Here is a 15,811-nt window from a genome sequence, read left to right as displayed (position 1 = left end):
CGCCAATTTCCCCCATCCCCTAGCCTCATCCTATGCGCACTGCAAGGATGAGCCATGCCCGACTATCGTCGACTGTACATCCCCGGCGGCAGCTACTTCTTCACCGTCGTCACCGAGCAACGCCGCCCTATCCTGTGCGACGCGCCGATGCGCGCAGCGTTGAGAAACGCCATCACCTCGGTGCGCCGCAAGCATCCATTCCGCATCGAAGGCATGGTCCTGCTTCCCGATCACCTGCACATGATCTGGACCCTGCCCGAAGGCGACAGCAACTACCCGCTGCGCGTACGCCTGGTCAAGACCCACATGACCAAAGGCCTGCGGCGCGTCATGGCAGCACCGCTACTGGGAGTACGCGCTGCGCTCAGAGGAAGACTTCAAACGCCACCTCGACTACCTGCACTGGAACCCGGTCAAGCACGCGCTGGTGCAGCGCGTACGTGACTGGCCCTGGTCGAGTTTCCATCGCCACGTGGCGACCGGAACCTACCCGATCAACTGGTGCGCGGCAGACGCGTAGGGCGGGTTAGCGAAGCGTAACCCGCCAAAGTCCGATCCGCCGAAAACGCGCAACTACGTCAGTTGACGTATGTCGCAGTGATCCCCCACTGGTTAATCTCATGTCAACAACGAACCACAACATGAGAGAGGCCTGGGATGACTATGAAACAGAAACGAGCACTGTTGGCCGCCATGGCGGCGGCGCCTATGCTGGCGCAGGCGGGAGCCACCATCGCGGTGGGCGAGGACAAGTCGGTCAGCGTGGGCTTCGGCATGCGCGGCTCCTACTCCAGCATCGAGGACGGCGCGCCGAACGGCACGTCGCGCTCGAATGACCTGAACCTGGACAGCGCCCGCCTGTTCTTCGGCGCTTCGCTGAACAAGAACATCAAGGGCATGTTCAACACCGAGTGGGACGGCGACAAGATCCGCGTGCTCGACGCGGCCGGCCAGTTCGCCATCTCGCCCGAACTCAATATCTGGGCTGGCCGCCTGCTCTCGCCGAGCGACCGCGCCAACATGGCCGGGCCATACTACTCGCTGGGCGGCGGCTACTGGGCCGGCGTGGCGTCGCGCTACGGCTACAACGGCGGCATCTTCCGCGGCCGCGACGACGGCGTGGTCGTGTGGGGCAATGCGCTCGACGGCGGAAGGCTGGGCTACTCCTTCGGCGCCTTCGAAGGCCACACCTTCGGCATCGGCTCGCTCACGCAGAACCAGGCCAAGGCCGCCGGCGTGAAAACCTCCGATTCACTGATGTACGCGGGCCGCGTGCAGTATGACTTCTGGGACGCCGAACCGGGCTACTACGGCACCGGCAACTACCTCGGCGGCAAGGACATCCTCGCCATCGGCGTGGCGGGGCGCAGCCAGAAGGACGGCGTGCTGACCATCGCCGGCGTGGGCGACTACACCGCGTGGAACGTGGACTTCCTGCTGGAGAAGCGCATCCCCGGCTCGGGCGCCTTCGCCATCGAAGCCGCCTACTACGACTACGACACCGACAACGTCATCAAGTCCGAACAGGGCGAGGCCTGGTCGGCCGGCGCCTCCTACATCTTCGAGCAGGGCCTGGGCGGGGGCAAGCTGCAGCCCTTCGTGCGCTTCCAGAAGTTCACGCCCGACACCCACATCAACACCCGCCAGAGCGACGTCGGCGTGAACTACATCATCGACGGCTACAACGCGCAGGTGAGCGCCGTGTACTCGCGTACCAAGGTCGCGGCCGCGCCGGACCAGAACAAATTCGTCGTCGCGCTGCAACTCCAATATTGATCCCACACTCTACGAGGACCGCCATGCAAACTCGCCGCACATTCATCGCCACCTTCACCCAGATCGCCGCCGGCGCCGCCATGCTGATGGCAGGCGTCTCCGCGCAAGCGGCCGACACCATCAAGGTCGGCATCCTGCATTCCCTGTCCGGCACCATGGCCATCTCCGAAACGTCGCTCAAGGACGTGGCGCTGATGACCATCGACGAAATCAACGCCAACGGCGGCGTGCTGGGCAAGAAGCTGGAAGCCGTGGTGGTGGACCCGGCCTCCAACTGGCCGCTGTTCGCCGAAAAGGCGCGCCAGCTGATCGCCAACGACAAGGTGGCCGCCGTGTTCGGCTGCTGGACTTCCGTGTCGCGCAAGTCCGTGCTGCCGGTGTTTAAGGAACTGAACAGCATCCTGTACTACCCGGTGCAGTACGAAGGCGAGGAGCTGGAGAAGAACGTGTTCTACACCGGCGCCGCGCCCAACCAGCAAGCCATCCCCGCCGTTGAATACCTGATGAGCAAGGACGGCGGCGCCGCCAAGCGCTTCGTCCTGCTGGGCACCGATTACGTCTATCCGCGCACCACCAACAAGATCCTGCGTGCATTCCTGAAGAGCAAAGGCGTGAAGGACAGCGACATCGACGAGGTGTACACCCCGTTTGGCCATTCGGACTACCAGACCATCGTGGCCAACATCAAGAAGTTCTCGGCGGGCGGCAAGACGGCGGTCATCTCCACCATCAACGGCGACTCCAATGTGCCGTTCTACAAGGAGCTGGGCAACGCCGGCCTGAAGGCGACGGACGTGCCGGTGGTGGCGTTCTCGGTGGGCGAAGAGGAACTGCGCGGCGTGGACACCAAGCCGCTGCTGGGCCACCTGGCGGCGTGGAATTACTTCGAGTCTGTGAAGAACCCCGTCAATACGGACTTCATCAAGAAGTGGAAAGCCTACGCCGTCGCCAAGAAGCTGCCCAACGCGAACACCGTGGTGACCAACGACCCGATGGAAGCAACCTATGTCGGCATCCATATGTGGAAGCAGGCGGTGGAGAAGGTCGGCACCACGGACACCGACAAGGTGATCGCGGCGATGGGCGGCCAGACCTTCAAGGCGCCGTCCGGTTTCACGCTGACCATGGACCCGACCAACCACCACCTGCACAAGCCGGTGATGATAGGCGAGATCAAGGGCGACGGCCAGTTCAGCGTGGTGTGGAAAACCAAGGCCCCGCTGCGCGCGCAGCCATGGAGTCCCTTCATCAAGGGCAATGAAGGCAAACAGAAGATGTGATGATGATGACGACCGCGACTCTTAAAGTGGCGCGGCGCGCGGTCGTCGCCGCTGCGCTCTGCCTGCAAGCCCTGGCGGCGCACGCCGCCATCGACCCCGCGCTGCTCCAGCCGCTGGCCGGCGACGACCCGGACGCCCGCATCGAAGCGGTCGGCAAGATCGCCGCGCTGGCCGACGCGGACGCGCTCAGGGTGCTGCAAGCACTGAACGGCGACACGCTGTACGCCACGCCGGACGGCGCCATCCTTGTCGTTGACGGCGACAAGGCCTGGAACCCCGTCACCGGCGCCTCCGGCCCGGTGCCGGACGGCGTGGACGGCGTGGTCGTCAACAACCGCCTGCGCGGCGCGGTGGAAGGCGCCTTGTCCGGCATGGCGCTGCTGTCGCCGGACCGCGCGCAGCGCCTGGCCGCAGCCTTGCAGCTGCAGGCCAAGCCGGCCGACGCCGCGCAAGCCCCGCTGATCCGCAAGGCCCACGCGCTGGAAAAAGACCCGGACATCAAGGCCATCCTGCAAACCCTGGTGGCCACCGCCGACCTGCATTCGCCGGACGCCGCCGTGCGCAAGGCCGCCGTAGCCAGCCTGGCCGACAGCGGCGGCGCCGCGCTGCGCCCCGTGCTGCAAGCCATGCTGGCCAAGGAGGGCGGCAGCTTCGCCGAGCCGGATGCCGCGGTGCGCGACGCCGCCGTGGACGCGCTGAACCGCATCGACAGCCGCATCGCCCGCACCGAGTTCGTCGGCAACCTGTTCTACGGCGTGTCGCTGGGCAGCGTGCTGCTGCTGGCCGCGCTCGGCCTGGCCATCACCTTCGGCCTGATGGGCATCATCAACATGGCGCACGGCGAACTGCTGATGATAGGCGCCTACACCACCTATCTGTGCCAGTCCCTGTTCCGCCACTACTTCCCCGCTGCGCTGGACTGGTACCTGGCCGCCGCGCTGCCGGCCGCCTTCCTGGTGGCGTTCGCGGTCGGCGTGGCGCTGGAGCGCACGGTGATCCGCTGGCTCTACGGCCGGCCGCTGGAAACGCTGCTGGCCACCTGGGGCATCAGCCTGATGCTGATGCAGCTGGTGCGCACCATCTTCGGCGCGCAGAACGTGGAAGTGGCCAACCCCTCGTGGATGTCCGGCGGCGTGACCGTGCTTGGCTCGCTGGTGCTGTCGTATAACCGCATCGCCATCATCGCCTTCGCCGTCATCGTGGTGGCGGCCGTGTGGCTGATCCTGAACAAGACCCGCCTGGGCCTCTTTGTGCGCGCCGTGATGCAGAACCGCCGCATGGCCGACTGCGTGGGCGTGCCCACCGGCCGCATCGACATGATGACCTTCGGTCTCGGCTCCGGCATCGCCGGCCTGGGCGGCGTGGCGCTGTCCCAGCTCGGCAACGTGGGGCCGGACCTGGGCCAGGCCTATATCGTGGACTCCTTCATGGTGGTGGTGCTGGGCGGCGTCGGCCAGCTGGCCGGCACCGTGATCGCCGCGCTGGGGCTGGGCGAGGTGAACAAGTTCCTGGAACCGCTGGCGGGCGCCGTCATGGCGAAAATCTCCATCCTCGTATTCATCATCATCTTCATCCAGCGCCGGCCGCAAGGGCTGTTCGCGCTGAGAGGCAGGAGCGTAGAATGAGGCCCGTACTGTATTCCCCCCGCGCCTGGACCGCCATCTGCGCCGTGGCGGCGCTGGCGGCGCTGCTGCCGCTGCTGAACCTCGTGTTCCCGTCCGGGCACGCGCTGCACGTGTCCAGCTACGCCATGGGCCTGGTCGGCAAATTCATGTGCTACGCGCTGGCCGCGCTGGCGCTGGACCTGGTGTGGGGCTACACCGGCATCCTGTCGCTTGGCCACGGCGTGTTCTTCGCGCTGGGCGCCTATGCGCACGGCATGTATTTGATGCGCGCCATCGGCCGCGACGGCGTCTACCAGAGCAACCTGCCGGACTTCATGGTCTTCCTCGACTGGAAAACCTATCCCTGGTACTGGTCCATGACGGACAACTTCTGGTACTGCATGGCGCTGGTAGTGCTGGTGCCGGGGGTGCTGGCCTTCGTGTTCGGCTACTTCGCCTTCCGCTCGCGCATCAAGGGCGTGTACTTCTCCATCATCACGCAAGCCATGACGTACGCCTTCATGCTGCTGTTCTTCCGCAACGACACCGGCTTCGGCGGCAACAACGGCTTCACGGACTTCAAGCGCATCCTCGGCTTCAGCGTCACCGCGCCGGGCACCAAGGCCGTGCTGTACCTGGTGACGCTGGGCTTCCTGCTGGGCGCGCTGGTGCTGTGCCGCTGGATCGTCACCTCCAAGCTGGGCCGCGTGCTGCAGGCCGTGCGCGATTCGGAGTCGCGCCTCATGTTCATCGGCTACAACCCGCTGTGGTTCAAGCTGTTCGTGTGGACGCTGTCGGCTGTGCTGTGCGGCATAGCAGGCGCGCTGTACGTGCCGCAGGTGGGCATCATCAACCCGTCCGAAATGTCGCCTGCGAACTCCATCGAAATGGTGATCTGGGCGGCGGTGGGCGGGCGCGGCACGCTGGTCGGCCCCATTATCGGCGCGTTCACCGTGAACGGCCTGAAAAGCTGGTTCACGGCCGCCTTCCCGGACCTGTGGCTGTTCGCACTGGGCCTGCTGTTCATCCTCGTCACGCTGTTCATGCAGAAAGGCATATTGGGCCTGATGGAAAAACTGAAACGCAGCGCGCCGGCGCCCGAACCGGCGCCCGGCGCCGTATCCGCACCCGCCGCCACGCCGGCCAAGGAGGTGGCATGACGGTAAAACGCGAAGGCCTGGACACGGAACACGGCGTCATCCTCTACCTGGACGACATCACCGTGTCCTTCGACGGCTTCAAGGCGCTCAATAAACTGAGCCTGAACATTGCGGTGGGCGAGCTGCGCTGCATCATCGGCCCCAACGGCGCCGGCAAGACCACGATGATGGATGTCATCACCGGCAAGACGCGGCCCACCTCCGGCAGCGCCTTCTTCGGGCAGACCTACGACCTGGCGGGCATGACGGAGTACGACATTGCGCACGCCGGCATCGGCCGCAAGTTCCAGCGTCCCACGGTGTTCGAGCAGCACACCGTGTTCGAGAACCTGGAGCTGGCTGCGAAGATGGACAAGCGCGTGCGGCCCACGCTGTTCGCCCGGCTCACCTCCGAGCAGCGCGACAAGATCGCCGAAATCCTGCGCCTGATCCGCCTGAACGGACAGGAGGACAGGCTGGCCGGCCTGCTGTCGCACGGCCAGAAGCAGTGGCTGGAGATCGGCATGCTGCTGATGCAGGAGCCGCAACTCATACTGCTCGATGAACCCGTGGCCGGCATGTCGGACGCGGAAACCGCGCGCACTGCCGAGCTGCTCAACGAATTGCGTGGCAAGCATTCCATCATGGTGGTGGAGCACGACATGGGCTTTGTCGCCGAGATCGCGCAGCAGGGCGACGTGACGGTGCTGCATGAGGGATCGGTGCTGGCGCAGGGCCGCATGGACCAGGTGCAGGCCGATGAACGCGTGATTGAAGTCTATCTGGGACGCTAGGGAGCCATATGCTGCAAGTCGAACAAGTGAACCAGTACTACGGCTCGTCGCACACCTTGCGCGGCGTGTCGCTGTCGGTGGAGAAGGGGGAATGCCTGACGCTGCTGGGCAGGAACGGCGTGGGCAAGACCACGCTGCTCAAGTGCCTGACCGGCGTGCTGCCGGTGGCGCGCGGCAAGGTGACGTTCAATGGACGCGACATCACGCGCTTCAAGCCGCACCAGCGCGCGGCGGCGGGCATCGCCTACGTGCCGCAGGGACGCGAGATTTTTGCGCGGCTCACGGTGGAGGAGAACCTGCTGATGGGCATGGCCACCCTGTCGCGGCGCGAGGCGGCCACCATCAGCGGCGAGGTGTACGAGCTGTTTCCGGTGCTGAAGGAAATGCTGGGGCGGCGCGGCGGGGATCTGTCGGGCGGGCAGCAGCAGCAACTGGCCATTGCGCGCGCGCTGCTGGCCAGGCCCAAGCTGATTATCCTGGACGAGCCGACCGAGGGCATCCAGCCGTCCATCATCAAGGACATCGAGCGCGTGATACGGCTGCTGCGGCAGCGCGGCGATATCGGCATCCTGCTGTGCGAGCAGTATTTCGATTTCGCGCGCGCGCTGGCGGACAAGTTCGTGGTGCTCTCGCGCGGCGAAGTGGTCGCCGCCGGCGCGCCGGACGAGATGGACGGCGATGACGTGCGGCGGCATTTGGCGGTGTGACGGCGCCGGCGGCGGGTTACGGCGCTGCGCGCCTAACCCGCCCTACGTGGGCCGTGCGCGCCCGTGACTCACGCACTGGCCGCCATCGCCCCCGCCTCCGCCGACCCGCGCAGCTTGTTCATGGCCAGCGACGCGGCCGCCGTGCGCGTCTCCACCCCCAGCTTCTCGAACACATGCTCCAGGTGCTTGTTCACCGTGCGCGGGCTGGTGCCGAGGATGTCGCCGATATCGCGGTTGGTCTTCCCCTTGATCACCCAATGCAGCACCTCGGCCTCGCGCATGGTCAGCTTGAACAGCGCCACCAGCGCCTGCACCTGCGCCGCGTCCGACTCCTCGCGCAGCACCACCATCCACTGCTCCTGGTTGTTCACGTCCGCCGCGCTGAATATCAGGCGCTGCGCGCCCTGGATTACGTTCAGCGGCGGATGATCCTGCCCCGCGCGGCGCGCCTCCACCGTGGCCGCCAGCCACGCCGTCAGCTCGGCCGGGGTGTCGGCCAGCTGCCCCGTGCCCGGCAGCGCGAAATAATTCTGCATCAGCTGCCGCGCGAGCGGCGTCTGCCACACGATGCGCCCCGTGCGCGGCCCGATCGCCAGCGTGGCATTGCCAAACGCATCCAGCGCGCTGCGCGCCTGGTTCATCAGCCGCGCCGTCTGCAAATGCGCCGCGATGCGCGCCAGCACCTCGCTCTGCCGCACCGGCTTGCTCACATAGTCCGTGCCGCCCGCGCTGAAGGCCGCCAGCACATGCTCCGTCTCGGTCAGTCCCGTCATGAAGATGACGGGCACGTGCCGCGTGGCGATCTGCGCGCGCAGCTGGCGGCAGGTTTCAAAACCGTCCATGCCCGGCATCACCGCATCGAGCAGGATAATGTCCGGCACCGCCTGCGCGCAGCGCTCCAGTGCAGCCGCGCCGCTGTTGGCCACCAGCACCGTGAAGCCCGACTCGTCCAGCGCGTCGTGCAGCACCGCCAGGTTTTCCGGCACGTCGTCCACGATCAGCACCAGGTGGCCGGGACGGTGTTCAAACTGCTTCGGTATCATGTTTTTCTCCTTGTTCCTTGATTTGTTCCGCGCGTTGTTCCAGCAGCCGCGCCATCGCGTCCAGCTGGAAGCGTGCCGCGTGGCCGCGCATGGCGGCGATGAATGCCGCGTATTCGGGGCCGAGCATGGCGATTTCATCCAGCTGGTGGACGATGCCGCGCACATAGCCGAGCTTGAGCTGTGCGCGCAGTTCCACCAGATGCTCGGCGGGCGGGAAGATGAGCACCGGCTGCGCCGCCGTCTCCTGCGACACGATCTCGCTGCTGATGCCCCGGGTTCCCGCGTGCGAAATCCACTCCAGCTGGAGGCGGCGGCCGATCCAGTCCAGCAGCTCGGCCACGTTCACCGGCTTGACGAAAAAGTCCTCGGCCGGAATCGCGGCCGGGTTCTCCAGGCCCTTGTCATAGGCATTGGCCGACACGATGGCAATCGGCACCGCCGAGCGGTGCACCTGGCGGATGATGTGGCTGGCCTCCCAGCCGTCCATGCCGGGCATGGCCAGGTCCATCAGGATCAGGTCCGGGCCGAACGCGGCGTAGTTGTCCACGCAGTCCGCGCCCGACACGGCCTGCGCCATCTCGAAGCCCAGCGGCGCCAGGATGTTGACGAGCAGCTCGCGGTCCACCCGCTCGTTGTCCACCACCAGCACCCTGCGGCGCCGGCCCGCATAGCCGGTGCGCACCGGCTCGGGCGCGCCGTCCCCGCGCGCTTCCGTGTGCACGCGCGGCAGCATCAGCTTGATCTGGAAAGTGCTGCCGCTGCCCGGCGTGCTGTTGAGCGTGAGCTCGCCGCCCATCAGCTGCGTCAGCATTTTGCTGATCGGCAGGCCCAGGCCGGTGCCTGCGGCGCCCGCATGCTCGCCGGCGCTGCCGCGCGTGAACGGCTCGAAGATGCATTCGCGTTCCTCGTCCAGGATGCCGGGGCCGCTGTCCTCCACCTCGAAGGCCGCCATGTCGCGCGCGTAGCGCAGCCGGAACACCACGCCGCCGCGCTCCGTGAACTTGACTGCGTTGCCTAAGATGTTGATGAGGATCTGCCCGAGCCGCTTGCGGTCCGCGCGCACCACGCGCGGCAGCTCGCCGGTCAGTTCGTAGCGGAAGGACAGTCCCTTGGCGCTGGCCTGCTGCTCGAACATGCGCACGACCTGGCCGATAAAGTCCGGGAACTTCACCTCCTTGATGTCGAAACTGAGCTTGCCGCCTTCGATACGGGCGATGTCCAGCGTGCCTTCGATCAGCGACAGCAAATGCTCGCCGCTGCCGCGTATCACGCGGATGGCCTGCTGGCGGTGTTCCGGGATCGACGGGTCGTTGTCGAGCAGCTGCGCGTAGCCCAGGATGCTGTTCAGCGGGGTGCGGATCTCGTGGCTGATGCCTGCGATATAGCGGCTCTTGGCCTGGTTGGCCTGGTCGGCCTGCTTCTTGGCCTGCTGCAGCTGGGCGTCGGTCTGGCCGTGCAGTTCGATTTCGCGCGTCAGCAGCCCGGTCTGGCGGTTCGATTCCTCCTGCGCCACGCGCCGGCTCTCGCTGGTGAGCACCAGCCACCACGCCACGATACCGCTGGCCAGCAGCAGCGCGCCGAAGATCTTCATGAAGGCCAGCCGCAGCTGCGGCAGCAGGGGCGACCCGGCCTCGATCAGCAGCCGTTCCTCGTGCACATAGATCAGGCCGAGCAGGCCGCCCAGGAACAGCACGGTCACCATCATCAGCAGCAGGTAGTGCCCCAGGCCGCTGGTAATGTAGGGCCACATGGACTTGGGCAGCAGCGCCTTCATGGCGCTGTCCCACTGTTCCGTGAAGCGCGCGTGCGGCTTGCACACGTCGTTGCAGCGCGCGTCCAGGCAGCAGCACAGGGAGCAGATCGGTCCCTGGTAGGCCGGGCAGTGCGCCATGTCGTCCGATTCGTATTCCTTGGAGCAGATGCAGCACACCTTGGAGCGCGCCGAGGAAGGCGCCGGCTGGCGCGCGATATAGTAGCGCCCCCTGGTGGCGATGGCGATCAGCGGCGAGGCGATGAAGGCCGTGCCCAGCGCGATGAAGGCCGAGAAGGCCTGCGCCTGCGCGCCGAACAGCCCCGCGAACGCCGCCACCGACAGCGCGGACGCCAGCACCATGGCGCCCACGCCCACCGGGTTGATGTCGTACAGGTAGGCGCGGCGGAATTCGATGCCCTTCGGGCTCAGGCCCAGCGGCTTGTTCACCACCAGGTCCGCTACTACGGCGGTGATCCACGAAATGGCGATGTTGGAATACAGCCCCAGCATCTGGTCCAGCGCCTGGAACACGTCCAGCTCCATCAGCAGCACGGCGATCAGCGCGTTGAACACCGCCCACACCACGCGACCCGGATGGCTGTGCGTGAGCCGCGCGAAGAAGTTGGACCACGCCAGCGAGCCGGCGTAGGCGTTGGTCATATTGATCTTCACCTGCGAGATGATGACGAAGCAGGCCGTTACCAGCACGGCGGCGGTGGGGCTGGCGAACACCTGCTGGAAGCCCGCCAGGTACATCTGGTTGGGATTGACGGCCTGCGCCAGCGACACGCCGCTGTTGATGGCCAGGACGGCCAGCAGCGCGCCGCCCAGCATCTTGGCAATGCCGAGCAGTATCCAGCCCGGGCCTGCGATCAGCACGCCCAGGTGCCACTGCACGCGGTTTGTCGCGGTCTTCTCGGGCATGAAGCGCAGGAAGTCCACTTGCTCGCCGATCTGGGTGATGAGCGCCACGCCGACGGCGGTCGCGGCGCCGAACATCAGCATGTTGAACTGGCCGTTGCCGGGCGACTGGCCGGCGAAGTGGCCCAGCTGGGACAGCAGCTCCGGCTTCTTCGCGATGATGGCGATGAAGGGCAGCACCAGCAGCACCAGCCATACCGGCTGCGAAATCATCTGGATGCGGCTGATGAGGGTCACGCCGTGCGTCACCAGCGGGATCACCACCAGCGCGCTGACCATGTAGCCAAGGTAGAGCGGCAGGTGGAAGTACAGCTCCAGCGCGTAGGCCATGATGGCCGCTTCCAGCGCGAACAGGATGAAGGTGAAGGAAGCGTAGACGAAGGATGAGATGGTGGAGCCGATGTAGCCGAAGCCGGCGCCGCGCGTGAGCAGGTCCATGTCCACGCCATATTTGGCGGCGTAGTAGCTGATCGGCAGGCCGGTCATGAAAATGATCAGGCCCACCGCCATGATGGCCCAGAAGGCGTTGATGAAGCCGTAGTTGACGGCGATGGTGCCGCCGATGGCTTCCAGCACCAGGAAGGAGATGGCGCCGAAGGCGGTGTTCGATACGCGAAACACCGACCACTTGCGGAAGGAGCGCGGCGTGTAGCGCAGCGCGTAGTCTTCGATGGTCTCGTTGGCCACCCAGGTGTTGTAGTCGCGGCGGATTTTGACGATGCGCTGCGGCGGTTCCTGATCGGCCACGCCCGTTTTTGGTGCAGACACCGGCATTTTGCAGTCCCAGGTAGCGTAGTCGTGGGGTTACTAGCAAGTTTTACGCCTGGTTTGGCGGGTTACGGCTGCGCCTACCCCGCCCTACGGGCCGTAGGGTGGCTTAGCGCGGAGCGCGTAAGCCGCCGAGCGCGCGCTCCCGCGTCACCTCATCCACCATCTCGCGCAGCGCTGCCAGCAGCGGGTGCCGCGCCGTGTGCATGGTGCCGTAGCCCAGGTTGAAAGCGTAATCGAAGTCGGCCGGGTTCATGCCCTGGTTGTGCTGGATCATGGTCTCCAGCTTGTCCAGGCCCTTGACGATGCGCGCCTCGGGCGAAGCCGCGTTGTCGTACTCGTCCCACAGCGACAGCAATTGCGCGCGCAAGCGCTCCGGCAGCGGCGCGGCCAGCGTCTGCAAGTCCTCCCGCTCGCGCGCCGACTTGTCCGGCGCACCGGGCGTCTGGTGGATGGCCGGGATATCGCCGTGGATCGCCTCGCCCAGGTCGTGGATCACGCACATCTTGAGAATGCGCGCGAAGTCCAGCCCGGGCAGCTCGTCTTCCAGCAGCATGGCGAACAGCGCCAGGCGCCAGCTGTGTTCCGCCGTGCTCTCGCGCCGGCCTTCGGAAGTGTGCGCGCTGCGCAGCACGTTTTTGAGCCGCTCGGCCTCCTGCAGGAAGGCGATGCAGCCGGTCAGTTCGGATTTGTCCATCCCGCTACTGTACCAGCAGCCGCTCCAGGATCTTGTCACGGTTGTTCAGCACGAAATCGATGAAGACTGGCTCTTTCACGGTGAGCCGCACCAATCCGGGGAGCAGGGCGTAGGAATAGATGGCCAGCGTGCGCATGGCGGCGTCGTTGCCCAGCAGTGCGCGCGCGTTGCCGCCGGCCTGTCCTCCCAGCATGGGCAGGATCTGCGCGCGGTGCTGGTTCAGTACATTGGCCAGCCACAGGCGCTCCGCGCTGGCGCAAATTGGTGCAAAAAATGTGGCACGGTAGTTGCATCCCGAAAGGAACCCAGCCTTCAACCTTTGAAAGGAACCACCATGCTGCAATCGACCCATACGCAGGACGCGCACATGGCGCTCAGCGCCCGGATAGTCACCGCCAAGGCAATGAAGGATTTGACGTGGGCGCAGCTGGCCGCTGGCACGGGCCTGAGCGTGCCGTATGTGACGGCGGCCCTGCTGGGGCAGCACGCGCTGCCGAAGGACGCCGCGCTGGCGGTGGCCGAGCGGCTAGGCCTGGACGCGGAAGCGGCGGCGCTGCTGCAGACTATCCCGCTGCGCGGCAGCATCCCGGGCGGCGTGCCGACCGACCCCACCATCTACCGCTTCTACGAAATGGTGCAGGTGTACGGCACCACGCTCAAGGCGCTGGTGCACGAGCAGTTTGGCGACGGCATCATCAGCGCCATCAATTTCAAGATGGATATCCAGAAAGTGGACGACCCCGAAGGCGGCTCGCGCGCCATCATCACGCTGGACGGCAAATTCCTGCCTTACAAACCGTTCTGAGTGAGCGCGCGCAGTTCGGCGCGGAGTTTGGCGGCCCGCCCGGCCCCCACGCCGGCTTCATATTCGGCCTGGGCCTGCACCCAGCAGGCGTGGGCCTCCTTGAATTTAGCGTCGCCGGCGGCGGTCAGCGAGAACACCAGCTTGCGGCTATTGTCCGGGTCCGGTGCCTGCTGCACGTAGCCGTCGCGCGCAAGCGGCTTGATGGCGCGCACCAGGCTGGTCCGGTCCATCACCATGCGCTCGGACAGCTGCTGCATACCGATGCCGGGATAGGCGTGGATTACCGCCAGCAGGCTGTATTGCGATGTGGCCAGGCCGGATGGCGCCAGATGGCGGTCATACAGCATGCTCACGTAGCGCGCCGCCTGGCGCAGCGCGAAGCAGTGGCACTGCGGCGTGTCGAGATCGGCTGGCTGGCTGCTCATGCGTGATCCCTTTCGCGGATGTCTGCCACCAGCTCGGCCAGCGAGCGCGTGGCGAGGCGGGCCTCGAAGCCGGCCTGGGCGTCGTCCAGCACGGCGGCCATGCTGTCCTTGATATGGTCGCTGATGGGGCACAGCGGCTGCACCTGGTAGCCGTGGATGGCAAAGGTGGCGGGGGCTTCGCTGGCGCGGTAGATGTCGAGCAGCGAGATGGTTTCCGGCGGGCGCGCCAGCGTGCATGCGCCGTTCTTGCCGCGCGTGGCGTTGACGATGCCGGCCTTGACCAGCTTGGCGATCGAGCGGCGCACGAAGGTGGGTTCTGCGTTGACGCTGCCGGCCACCTTGGCGGAAGTGACCTCTTCGCCGTACTGGTAGCCCAGCACGGCGGCCACGTGGGCGGCGACGGTAAATTGTACGTTCTTCTGTGACATGGTAGAGCTTTCAGCCTGACTTTCAGCGGCAAGTGTACCTTAGGTGGGGGGCGGCGGTGCGGCGGATTACGCGGCGGCTGCGCCGCTAACCCGCCCTACGTCGCTTCCGACTTTTGACCCGCTGCGCCTGCGTATCACCCCCATCCTCCGCCCAGCGCCCGGATCAGCGCCACGGTGGTAACGGCGCGGTTGCCGCGCAGCTGCACCGCCGTGCGCTCCACCGCCGCCAGGTTGCGCTGCGCGTCCAGCAGTTCCAGGTAGCTGGAACGTCCCGCGTCGTACAGCTTCTGCGCCAGCTCGGCCGAGCGGCGCGCCGACACCACGGCGTCCTCGATCTGTCCCGCCTGGCCGTCCAGGATGCGCAGGCCCGCCAGGTTGTCCTCCACCTCGGCAAACGCCACCAGCACGCTTTGCCGGTACGCCGCCACCGCCTCGTCCAGCACCGCTTCGCTGCGCGCCACGTTGGCCTTGTTGCGGCCGCCGTCGATCAGCGGCGCGGACAGCAAGGCACCCAGCAGCCAGGAGCGGCTGCTGATCTTGAACACGTCCGAGAACGCGCCGCCCACGCCGCCGCCCGAGGCGCCGATGTTCAGCGCCGGGAACATGGCGGCGCGCGCCACGCCGATGCGGGCGTTGGACGCTTCCATGGCGCGCTGCGCGGCGGCGATATCCGGCCGCCGCTCCAGCAGCGCGGACGGCAGCCCCGCCGGGATCACCGGCATCAGCGCCGCCTCCAGCAGCGGACTGGCGCCGGCAGTGAAGTCGGCCGCTGGCTTGCCCAGCAGGACCGCCAGCGCGTGCTCGGTGGCGGCGCGCTGGCGCTGCAGGCCGATGGCCTCGGCGCGCGTGGAGGACAGCTCGGTCTTGGCGCGCGCCAGGTCGAACTCGCCGATGTCGCCCAGGTCGAAGCGGCGCTGGTTCACCTTCACGTTTTCTTCCCGCGTCTGCACGGTGCGCGCCAGGGTGTCCAGCTCGGCGTCGGTGGCGCGCAGGCGGAAATAGGTCTGTGCCACGTCGGCCTGCAGGGCCAGCAGCACCGAGCGGTAGGTGGCTTCCGCCGTGGCCGCGTCGTTGTGCGCCGCTGCCACGTTGGAGGACACGCGGCCGAACAGGTCCACCTCGTAGCTGGCTGTCAGCCTGGCGGTGTAGCTGGTTTGCGGCGACATCGGCGTACCCGCCGGCTGGCCGGCCTGCGTGGGCGAGGGCAGGGCGCGCTGCGCGCCCACGTTCACGCCCACTTGTGGCATGCGGTCCGCCTCGGCGATGCCGGCGATGGCGCGCGCCTGCTTCACGCGCGCCGTGGCGCCGGCCAGGCTGGCGTTGTTGCGCGTGGCCTCGGCGATCAGCGCGTTCAGCGCCGGGTCGTTGAAGGCCCGCCACCATTCGCCGCGCGGCTGCTGCTCGGCCGCGCGGGCGGGCCGCCACTGGCTGCCGTCGGCGGCGGTCAGCACGCCTTCCGCCGTGGCTGCCGAGCCAGCCCGTGCTCCCGCCGCCTGCGCGATCGATGGCGCGCCGCGTGCCGCGCCGGCCGGCGCCTCCTTGAATGCCGCCGGCACGGCGATGTCGGGCTGCTTGAACGCGGGCGCGGCGCAGGCACTCAGCAGCAAGGCGGCCAGCGGCGCCAGCACGGGCGCAAATCGCAGCGTTGCGGGTTTGGCTATCGTTTTCATA

The 15,811-nt window shown here is 66.8% G+C and carries 15 protein-coding genes; 8 read left to right on the top strand and 7 right to left on the bottom strand.

Features of this window, described 5'->3' with window-relative positions:
- Positions 1–54 precede the first annotated feature (54 nt).
- The 7 genes from ACFJI2_RS22225 to urtE all read left to right on the top strand — a co-directional run bounded on the left by ACFJI2_RS22225 (position 55) and on the right by urtE (position 7,300).
- The gene (locus tag ACFJI2_RS22225; protein WP_377701945.1) at positions 55–444 is read left to right on the top strand and encodes a transposase; all 390 of its coding nucleotides are present in this window, start codon (positions 55–57) and stop codon (positions 442–444) included.
- A 219-nt stretch (positions 445–663) separates the two neighbouring features.
- The gene (locus tag ACFJI2_RS22220) at positions 664–1,776 is read left to right on the top strand and encodes a porin (RefSeq protein ID WP_377701944.1); all 1,113 of its coding nucleotides are present in this window, start codon (positions 664–666) and stop codon (positions 1,774–1,776) included.
- A 23-nt stretch (positions 1,777–1,799) separates the two neighbouring features.
- A complete protein-coding gene (gene urtA / locus ACFJI2_RS22215; protein WP_377701943.1) occupies positions 1,800–3,056 on the top strand; it encodes an urea ABC transporter substrate-binding protein in 1,257 nt (418 codons plus the stop codon).
- Between the two features lie 2 nt (positions 3,057–3,058).
- On the top strand, positions 3,059–4,681 hold the full coding sequence (urtB, locus tag ACFJI2_RS22210; protein ID WP_377705883.1) for an urea ABC transporter permease subunit UrtB: 1,623 nt from the start codon (positions 3,059–3,061) through the stop codon (positions 4,679–4,681).
- Entirely contained in the window at positions 4,678–5,820 is a 1,143-nt protein-coding gene (urtC, locus tag ACFJI2_RS22205) for an urea ABC transporter permease subunit UrtC (RefSeq protein ID WP_377701942.1), read from the top strand. Before urtB ends, urtC begins: the two co-directional genes overlap by 4 nt.
- Positions 5,817–6,593 (top strand): urea ABC transporter ATP-binding protein UrtD, encoded by a 777-nt coding sequence (gene urtD / locus ACFJI2_RS22200; RefSeq protein ID WP_132135573.1) that lies wholly within the window; start codon positions 5,817–5,819, stop codon positions 6,591–6,593. The genes urtC and urtD overlap by 4 nt, the downstream gene beginning before the upstream one ends.
- Before the next feature lie 8 nt (positions 6,594–6,601).
- Positions 6,602–7,300: an urea ABC transporter ATP-binding subunit UrtE gene (gene urtE / locus ACFJI2_RS22195; RefSeq protein ID WP_132135570.1), complete on the top strand. Its 699-nt coding sequence runs from the start codon at positions 6,602–6,604 to the stop codon at positions 7,298–7,300.
- Between the two features lie 68 nt (positions 7,301–7,368).
- Here the strand turns inward: urtE and ACFJI2_RS22190 are convergent, their stop codons facing one another.
- From ACFJI2_RS22190 to ACFJI2_RS22175, 4 genes are all read right to left on the bottom strand, one after another.
- Positions 7,369–8,343: a response regulator gene (locus tag ACFJI2_RS22190; protein WP_377701941.1), complete on the bottom strand. Its 975-nt coding sequence runs from the start codon at positions 8,341–8,343 to the stop codon at positions 7,369–7,371.
- The gene (locus ACFJI2_RS22185) at positions 8,324–11,791 is read right to left on the bottom strand and encodes an ATP-binding protein (RefSeq protein ID WP_377701940.1); all 3,468 of its coding nucleotides are present in this window, start codon (positions 11,789–11,791) and stop codon (positions 8,324–8,326) included. Before ACFJI2_RS22185 ends, ACFJI2_RS22190 begins: the two co-directional genes overlap by 20 nt.
- A 103-nt stretch (positions 11,792–11,894) precedes the next feature.
- Positions 11,895–12,482, bottom strand: a complete 588-nt coding sequence (locus tag ACFJI2_RS22180) for an HD family hydrolase (protein WP_377701939.1) — start codon at positions 12,480–12,482, stop codon at positions 11,895–11,897.
- Positions 12,483–12,486: 4 nt separating this feature from the next.
- Positions 12,487–12,675 (bottom strand): hypothetical protein, encoded by a 189-nt coding sequence (locus ACFJI2_RS22175; protein WP_377701938.1) that lies wholly within the window; start codon positions 12,673–12,675, stop codon positions 12,487–12,489.
- A gap of 141 nt (positions 12,676–12,816) precedes the next feature.
- Here ACFJI2_RS22175 and cynS point away from each other — a divergent pair, with 141 nt between their 5' ends.
- Positions 12,817–13,287 (top strand): cyanase, encoded by a 471-nt coding sequence (cynS, locus tag ACFJI2_RS22170; RefSeq protein ID WP_377701937.1) that lies wholly within the window; start codon positions 12,817–12,819, stop codon positions 13,285–13,287.
- Here the strand turns inward: cynS and ACFJI2_RS22165 are convergent.
- From ACFJI2_RS22165 to ACFJI2_RS22155, 3 genes are all read right to left on the bottom strand, one after another.
- Positions 13,272–13,712, bottom strand: coding sequence for a MarR family winged helix-turn-helix transcriptional regulator (locus ACFJI2_RS22165; RefSeq protein WP_377701936.1), 441 nt, complete (start codon positions 13,710–13,712; stop codon positions 13,272–13,274). The genes cynS and ACFJI2_RS22165 overlap by 16 nt on opposite strands.
- On the bottom strand, positions 13,709–14,140 hold the full coding sequence (locus ACFJI2_RS22160) for an Rrf2 family transcriptional regulator (protein WP_377701935.1): 432 nt from the start codon (positions 14,138–14,140) through the stop codon (positions 13,709–13,711). Before ACFJI2_RS22160 ends, ACFJI2_RS22165 begins: the two co-directional genes overlap by 4 nt.
- Positions 14,141–14,274: 134 nt before the next feature.
- Entirely contained in the window at positions 14,275–15,810 is a 1,536-nt protein-coding gene (locus ACFJI2_RS22155; protein WP_377701934.1) for an efflux transporter outer membrane subunit, read from the bottom strand.
- Between the last annotated feature and the right edge of the window lies 1 nt (position 15,811).

Source organism: Pseudoduganella sp. UC29_71, assembly GCF_042693265.1.
Lineage (GTDB): Bacteria > Pseudomonadota > Gammaproteobacteria > Burkholderiales > Burkholderiaceae_D > Rugamonas.
Note: the sequence above shows the minus strand (reverse complement) of the source record. Positions and strands in the feature narration are given on the sequence as shown.

Bases quoted from the DNA above. Each gene is read 5' to 3' on its own strand.
- ACFJI2_RS22190 (WP_377701941.1), bottom strand. From the start codon at position 8,343: ATGATACCGAAGCAGTTTGAACACCGTCCCGGCCACCTGGTGCTGATC.
- ACFJI2_RS22220 (WP_377701944.1), top strand. From the start codon at position 664: ATGAAACAGAAACGAGCACTGTTGGCCGCCATGGCGGCGGCGCCTATG.
- ACFJI2_RS22185 (WP_377701940.1), bottom strand. From the start codon at position 11,791: ATGCCGGTGTCTGCACCAAAAACGGGCGTGGCCGATCAGGAACCGCCG.
- urtA (WP_377701943.1), top strand. From the start codon at position 1,800: ATGCAAACTCGCCGCACATTCATCGCCACCTTCACCCAGATCGCCGCC.
- ACFJI2_RS22155 (WP_377701934.1), bottom strand. From the start codon at position 15,810: ATGAAAACGATAGCCAAACCCGCAACGCTGCGATTTGCGCCCGTGCTG.
- ACFJI2_RS22175 (WP_377701938.1), bottom strand. From the start codon at position 12,675: ATGCTGGGAGGACAGGCCGGCGGCAACGCGCGCGCACTGCTGGGCAAC.
- urtE (WP_132135570.1), top strand. From the start codon at position 6,602: ATGCTGCAAGTCGAACAAGTGAACCAGTACTACGGCTCGTCGCACACC.
- urtB (WP_377705883.1), top strand. From the start codon at position 3,059: ATGATGACGACCGCGACTCTTAAAGTGGCGCGGCGCGCGGTCGTCGCC.
- urtD (WP_132135573.1), top strand. From the start codon at position 5,817: ATGACGGTAAAACGCGAAGGCCTGGACACGGAACACGGCGTCATCCTC.
- urtC (WP_377701942.1), top strand. From the start codon at position 4,678: ATGAGGCCCGTACTGTATTCCCCCCGCGCCTGGACCGCCATCTGCGCC.
- cynS (WP_377701937.1), top strand. From the start codon at position 12,817: ATGCTGCAATCGACCCATACGCAGGACGCGCACATGGCGCTCAGCGCC.
- ACFJI2_RS22165 (WP_377701936.1), bottom strand. From the start codon at position 13,712: ATGAGCAGCCAGCCAGCCGATCTCGACACGCCGCAGTGCCACTGCTTC.
- ACFJI2_RS22160 (WP_377701935.1), bottom strand. From the start codon at position 14,140: ATGTCACAGAAGAACGTACAATTTACCGTCGCCGCCCACGTGGCCGCC.
- ACFJI2_RS22225 (WP_377701945.1), top strand. From the start codon at position 55: ATGCCCGACTATCGTCGACTGTACATCCCCGGCGGCAGCTACTTCTTC.
- ACFJI2_RS22180 (WP_377701939.1), bottom strand. From the start codon at position 12,482: ATGGACAAATCCGAACTGACCGGCTGCATCGCCTTCCTGCAGGAGGCC.